Raw genomic sequence first — 6,634 nt, 5'->3', positions numbered from 1 at the left:
GCCACGGGCGAGGTCTTTCCGACCGAGCTCGGCCTGTTGCACTTCAAGCGCGCCGAGAACTAAGTGACAAACGCCGGAGGGGCCGCCGCCGGCGGCCCCTCCACGCGTTGCCTTTAGACCGCGAGCTTGAACCGCCAACGTGAGGCGCGCTCACGCAGATGTTCGCCGCCTTACACGCAGTAGCGCAGCTGCCAAGCTGCTGCGATGCCAACGCAACTCCTCTCGCGCTCATGTACAACCGGCTGGGCGGACTGGGTCTGGGGTGATCTCTGGTTACGGCCGGATGCCCTCGTGCGCGTGGCGCGCGGCTGGGATGCGACGCGCGCGGCAGCCAAGGCCCGCCGGCAGCGCGGCGGCGGCTCGACGGTCGATCTGGACATGCCGGTGCCGAGCGAGGCTGAGCTGCGCGATCGGACCGCCGCGACGGCCCGCAGCCGCTGGATCGCCCTCGACGACATCGAGCAGGCCCGCCTGCGGACCGGCCTCACGACCAGCCGGCTGGCGGTCGTGATGCGCGACGGCGAGCGGATGAAGTTGCTCTGGCTCAAGGACGACCCCGCGCACGACGTGTTGCAAGGCGTGTTGGAGCTGCGACTGGGCGCCCGGTTGCGCCTGCGCTGATCCGTCCGCGGCGGCCGACGTTTGAGCGGTGTCGCGTCAGAACTGCTCACTCATCGGCGGACAGCTGCCGATGGTCACCGGGTGAGCCCCAGTTTCAGCGGCCGGCCGCGCCGCCGCGTTCCACTGCTCGCCGTCGCGGCGGGCGTGCTCGCGACGACCGTGATGTCGCTCGCGGCGTTCCACGCCGACGCGGAGCGTGCGCAGACGCGCGACAGCGAGGCCAGAACGCAGGCCGCGGGCGCGCTCGAGGTGCTCACCGCCGGCCTGCAGAGCCGCGTCGTCGACGCGCGCAGCCTCTTCGTCGCCAGTCACTCCGTCAGCCGGCGCGAGTTCACCGATTTCACCGCGCCGATGGTCGGGCGCGGGCACGCGAACGGGCTCAATTGGCTGGTGAAGGTCACCCCCGAGGGCCGAGCCGCGGCCGAACGCGAGCTCGGCGCCCCGATCACCACCCTCTCGCCGGACGGTCGCCTGGTCCGCGATCGCACGCCCGGGCCCGTGTTCCCGATCCGCTATGCCGCGCTCGGCGCGCCGTCGCGCACGGTGATCGGGTTCAACGCCTACACGCGCGCCGACCGGCGCGCCGCGATCCAGCGCGCGATCGCCAGCGGCCGCCCGACCTCGACGCCGGTGCTCCGGCTGGCGAGCGCGAACCAGCTCGGCTTCGTGGTCTATGCCCCGGTCTACCGGCCCGGCGGGCGGCGCGTGATGGACGACGTCGTCGGGATCATCGCCGGGTCCTTCAGCGTCGCCGACGCCCGCTTGGCCGTCCAGCGCGCGGTGCCCGAGGGCACGTCGGTGCGCGTGCGGGTCGGCGGGAGCGACGTCATGGACTTCGGCGAGATCGAACCCGACGCCCCGAAGCGCACGTTCTCCTTCGCCGGCCAACCCTGGTCGGTCCAGAGCATGGCCGCGCCACAGGACGGGGTCCGACTCGGCCCCGCCACACTCGTCGGCGGCCTCCTCGTGATCGGCCTGCTGCTGCTGGCGGCGTTCGCGCGCTCGAGCCGGGCGCTGGCGCTCGTCGGCCGCCAGGACCGCGACCGCGCCGAGCGCCGGTTCCTCGACACCTTCGCGTCCGCGCCGATCGGGATGGCGCTGGTGACGCCCGCGGGCGCCGTGCTCCGCGTCAATCACGCCTTCCTCGACCTGCTGGGACGCCCGCTCCAGGAGATCCTCAAGCACCCCGCGCCGGAGCTCATCCACCCCGACGACCGCACGCAGGCGAGCCAGTTGTTCGTCGCCGCCGGGGAGCGTCCCGGCGACGCGGTCGCGGGCGAGATCCGGCTGCTCACGGCTGCGGGCGTGCGCTGGACGGAGAGCCACGTGACGGTCCTGGCGGGTGAGGAGCTGCTGCTCATCCAGGCGATCGACATCACCGAGCGGCGCGAGTTCGAGGATCAGCTCGTGCACCAGGCCGAGCACGACCCGCTCACCGATCTCCTGAACCGGCGCGGGTTCACGCGGATCGTGGCCGCGCACTTCGCCGCGCGGCCCGCGGACGGGGGCGGCGCGGTCATGCTGCTCGACCTCGACCACTTCAAGGCCGTCAACGACCTCCACGGGCATCGCGTCGGCGACCGGGTGCTCGAGGCCGTCGCGCGCGTGTTGAAAGAGACCCTTTCAGAAGGGGACGCCGTCGCCCGCCTGGGCGGCGACGAGTTCGCCGTGCTGCTGCCGACCGCCGACGCCGCGGCGGCACGCCTCGCCGCGACGCGGCTGCTGGCCGCGCTCGACGACCCCGCGCGGCTGCCGGCCGACGGTGGCGGTCACGGCGTGTCGGCCAGCGTCGGGATCGTGCTGCTCGCCCCGACCGTCCTGGATCCCGACGACGCGCTCGTCGCCGCCGACCTCGCGATGTACGACGCCAAGCACGCCGGCCGCGGCCGCTACGCGTTCTTCGAAGAGGACACCGCGACGCCGTCGGCCACACGCGACCGCCTCGAGTGGGTGGGGAAGATCCGCGACGCGCTCGCCCAACACCGTCTGCACCTCGCCGCGCAGCCGATCCGCTGCGTGCGCAGCGGCGCGATCGTGCACCACGAGCTGCTGCTGCGCATGCGCGAGGCCGACGGCCGCGAGCTGCCGCCCGGCGCCTTCCTCCCGGTCGCCGAGGAGTTCGGCCTGATCGGCGAGATCGACCACTGGGTCGCGGGCGAGGCGATCGCGATCCTCGACCGCCATCGCGACCGCGACCTGGTCTTCCACGTCAACCTGTCCGGGCGCTCGCTGGGCGACGCGACGCTGCTCGCCGCGATCCGCGCCGACCTCGAGCGCACGGGCGTCGACCCGTGCTCACTGGTGTTCGAGATCACCGAGACGGCCGCGGTGACCAACTTCGCCGAGGCGCGCGCGTTCGCCGAGGAGCTGCGCGGCATGGGCTGCCGGCTCGCGCTCGACGACTTCGGCGCCGGCTTCAGCTCGTTCGTCTACCTCAAGCAGCTCCCGTTCGACGTGCTCAAGATCGACGGCGAGTTCGTCCGCCACTGCACCACCAATCGCGCCGACCGCGTGATCCTGGAGAGCCTCGTCCACACCGCGTCGGGCCTGGACAAGCAGACGGTCGCGGAGTTCGTCGAGGACCAGGAGACCGAGGATCTGCTGCGCGAGCTCGGCGTCGACCTCGTCCAGGGCTACCACGTGGGTCGCCCGATCGCCGTCGAAGAGGCGATCGCCGCGTTTCCGGCCGCCGGCCGCGTCGCGTCCTCGTTCTAGCCGCGTCCGCGGAACCCGAACCACCACAGCGCGAAGAGCCCGATCCACCCGAGCAGGATCGCGGCCAGCAGCAGAACGCTCAGCGGGTCCATGCCGGCGAGCGTACGGCGCGCCCATGAGACCTTTCGGCGGTGTGACCGTCCGTAAGCGCGGTGACCCGGAAACGGGTGTTGCACCGGAGGCCGTTCGAGGCCGCGATCCGCGGCACAGCGTGGATCCGCTCCCGCCGCGGTCGTCGATCCGGTCGCAGTGGTCCGGAGAATGGTTGCGCCGGTGCGCGGTGCTCGCAAGGATCATGTGATGCCGAGCGTCAAGCGTGCGGCCCTGCTCGAGGGCGCGAGTGTCCGTGTGCGGGGAGGTCGAGCGTCCTGAAATCCGCCGTGGCCGTCGCGGCCCACCGGAAGCCCGTCGAGCGCGAACGCGTGCTGATCGTCGACGACGATCCCTCCGTCGCGCTGCTGCTCGCCCACGTGCTCGGCGCGGAAGGGTACCGGTGCATCCGCGCCGGTGCGGTCGCCGAGGCCCGCGCCCGTCTCGCCGAAGGCCCGTTCGACGTGATCCTGTGCGACGTCGGGCTGCCCGACGGCTCCGGCCTCGACCTCGTCGAGGAGGCGATCACCCGCGACGAGCACATCGCCGCGGTCGTCGTGAGCGGCCTGGACGAGGTCGCGCTCGGGGAGCGGGCGCTGCGGATCGGCGCCTACGGCTACATCGTCAAGCCGTTCACCGCCAACGACGTGCTGATCGGCGTGCTCGGCGCGCTCGCCCACCGCCGGCGCCAGCTCGCGGCCGTGTGGGAGGCGAGCTCGGAGACGATCCAGCGGCTGTGCGTCGCGGTCGAGGCGCGCGACACCAGCACCGCCGCGCACATCACCGGGATGAGCGAGCACTGCTACGCCATCGCGCGCGAGCTCGGGCTCGACGCCGAGTACTGCGAGCTCCTGCGCGCCGCCAGCCCGATGCACGACGTGGGCAAGGTCGGCGTTCCGGATCACATCCTGCTCAAGCCGGGGCCGCTGACGGACGACGAGCGCGCGCAGATGGAGCGCCACGCCGAGATCGGCTACCGCATCCTCGCGGGCTCCAGCGCCGAGCTGCTGCGCCTGGCCGCGTCGATCGCGTGGACGCATCATGAGCGGCTGGACGGCGGCGGGTACCCGCGCGGGCTGAGCAGGAACGAGATCCCGCAGGAGGGCCGGATCGCCGCCGTCGCGGACGTCTTCGACGCGCTCACCCGCGACCGCGTCTACCGCCGGCGCTTCTCCCGCGATCAGGCGCTCGACGTGCTCGAGGAAGGCCGCGGCACCCACTTCGACCCCGAGCTGCTGGACGCGCTCGCCGCTTCCCTGATCGATTAGCGATCGAGCACTCAGGGCATGCGCACCGCATGCCCCGTCGCTCTCCCCTGTTCCTGGCTGTGGTTCTGACGCTCGCGTGCGCCGCGCCTCCGGCACGCGCGCAGGTCGCCGGAGCCCAGCACGCCGCGTCATCGGCTGGGCACCTCGCGTTCGTGACCCAGGGCAATGGGAGCCGCTCGACGCTGCGGGTCGTCTCGCCCGAGGGCGTCGTCGGCGCGGCGGAGGACATCGGGGAGACCTTCGACACGCCGGTGGTCGCGGTCGGCGCCGCCGGTGACGCCGTCGTCGCGTGGATCGACCGCAGAGAGCTGTGGGCTCGGTATCGGCCGGCGGGTGGGACGCTGGGACCCGCCGAACTCGTCACGCGCAGCGCCTCGACCTACATCGAGTCGCTCCCGCTGGCCGTGGATGCAGCGGGCGCGGTGACCACCGCGTGGGCACCGGAGAGCGGTCGCGGCGGGCTCCATGTCCGGACCCGCGACCCGGTGAGCGGGTGGGGGCCGGTGCAGACGCTGGGCGGCATCGACGTCTACCGGCCCAAGCTCGCGCTCACCGGCAACGGCAACGCGGTGATCGCGTGGGCGCAGCACCAGCGCAAGGACCGCAACCCTTCGCAGATCGCGGTTGCCTCGCGGCTCGCCGGTCAGCCGTTCGGAGCGCCGAAGGTCGTCGTCGGCGTCCAGCACGATCCCGACTACGGGCGGATCGCCGCCAACGACCGCGGCGACGTGGCGATCGTGTGGATCGTGAGCAAGACGCGCCGGCGGCCTGGCGACGTGGAGTTCTCGATCCACGGCGTGTTCAGCAGCGGCGGTGGCCCCTTCGGCCGCCCGGTCACGCTGAGCCGTGTGAAGGAGGCGACGTCGCCGAACGTTGCCGTCCAGGCGTCCGGGCGGATGATCCTGGCCTGGCGCGACAACTCCACCCACCGCGTCGAGGCGCGGGTACGCGAGCCGAGCGGCGTTCTCGGCCGCCCGCGCATCCTTACGCACGACCTCGACGTCAACACCGGCCCGGCGGCGCTCACCGCGGGGCGCGGGGTGGTCGCCTGGTCCGACTACGACCGCGCGGCGCGCCGGCGGGTCATTCGCTTCGCCCAGGCGACCGACGACGGGCACTTCGGGCCGGCGGCAGTCATCGCCCGCGTGCGCGACACCTTCTACGACCCCGCGTTCGCGGTGTCCGCCCCCGGCTTCTCGGTCGTCGCGGTTCCCCCGTTCGCGCCGAGCGATCCGGTCGAGTGGCAACGGGTGGCTGTCGCCGCCTCATAGGCTGCGGGGGTGACAAGCCTCCTCGCTCCGGTCCTGCTGCTCGGGTTGGCTGACTCACTGAACCCGGTCACGATCGCGGTGGCGGTGCTGCTCGCCACCGGGGAGCGTCCGGCGCGGCGGCTGGCCACGTACACCTTCGGCACCGGGGTCACCTACTTCCTCGGCGGGGTGGTGCTGACGCTCGGGCCCGCGGCGCTACTGCGCACCGCGGTCCACCATCGCGGCGGGACGCGGACGTGGATCGCCGAGATCGTCGTCGGCGTCCTCGCGCTCGGGGTCGCCGCGTTCATCGTCACGCGGCCGGCGGAGGCGGTGTCCAAGCGCGTGCCGCACGAGCTGCGGCCCAGCCGGAGCTTCCTCCTCGGCGTCGGGATCACCGTGGTCGATCTCCCGACCGCGCTGATGTACTTCGGCGCGATCGCCCTGATCGTCGGGGCGGTGTTGCCGATCGGAGAGCAGCTCGGCCTGCTCGTCGTCTTCAACGTCGCCTACGTGGCGCCGTTGATCGCCATCACGGTGTTGACCGCGGTGTTCGGGGTACGGGCCCAGCCGGCGCTCCTGCGCGTGCGCGACTTCGTCGCGCGGTGGGGCGGGGTGCTGCTCGCCGCGCTGACCGCCGGCTCGGGCGTGTACCTCATCTTCCTCGGGGTGCGCGGGCTCACCCGCTGA

General features: G+C 72.8%; 5 protein-coding genes. All 5 read left to right on the top strand.

Features of this window, described 5'->3' with window-relative positions; all coding sequences use genetic code 11:
- Positions 1-204 precede the first annotated feature (204 nt).
- The 5 genes from OM076_RS28315 (at position 205) to OM076_RS28295 (ending at position 6,634) form a co-directional block, all read left to right on the top strand.
- Positions 205-621 carry a hypothetical protein gene (locus OM076_RS28315; protein WP_270043478.1) on the top strand — a complete coding sequence of 139 codons (417 nt, stop codon included), beginning with the start codon at positions 205-207 and terminating at the stop codon, positions 619-621.
- An 81-nt stretch (positions 622-702) separates the two neighbouring features.
- A complete protein-coding gene (locus tag OM076_RS28310) occupies positions 703-3,336 on the top strand; it encodes a bifunctional diguanylate cyclase/phosphodiesterase (RefSeq protein ID WP_270043477.1) in 2,634 nt (877 codons plus the stop codon).
- Positions 3,337-3,716: 380 nt separating this feature from the next.
- On the top strand, positions 3,717-4,694 hold the full coding sequence (locus tag OM076_RS28305) for an HD-GYP domain-containing protein (RefSeq protein ID WP_270043476.1): 978 nt from the start codon (positions 3,717-3,719) through the stop codon (positions 4,692-4,694).
- A gap of 29 nt (positions 4,695-4,723) precedes the next feature.
- Entirely contained in the window at positions 4,724-5,965 is a 1,242-nt protein-coding gene (locus tag OM076_RS28300) for a hypothetical protein (RefSeq protein WP_270043475.1), read from the top strand.
- A 9-nt stretch (positions 5,966-5,974) separates the two neighbouring features.
- Positions 5,975-6,634 (top strand): GAP family protein, encoded by a 660-nt coding sequence (locus OM076_RS28295; RefSeq protein ID WP_270043474.1) that lies wholly within the window; start codon positions 5,975-5,977, stop codon positions 6,632-6,634.

The sequence above is a fragment of the Solirubrobacter ginsenosidimutans genome, from assembly GCF_027587205.1.
The sequence above is the reverse complement of the archived record's forward strand: the minus strand, read 5'-3'. Positions and strand labels throughout refer to the sequence as shown.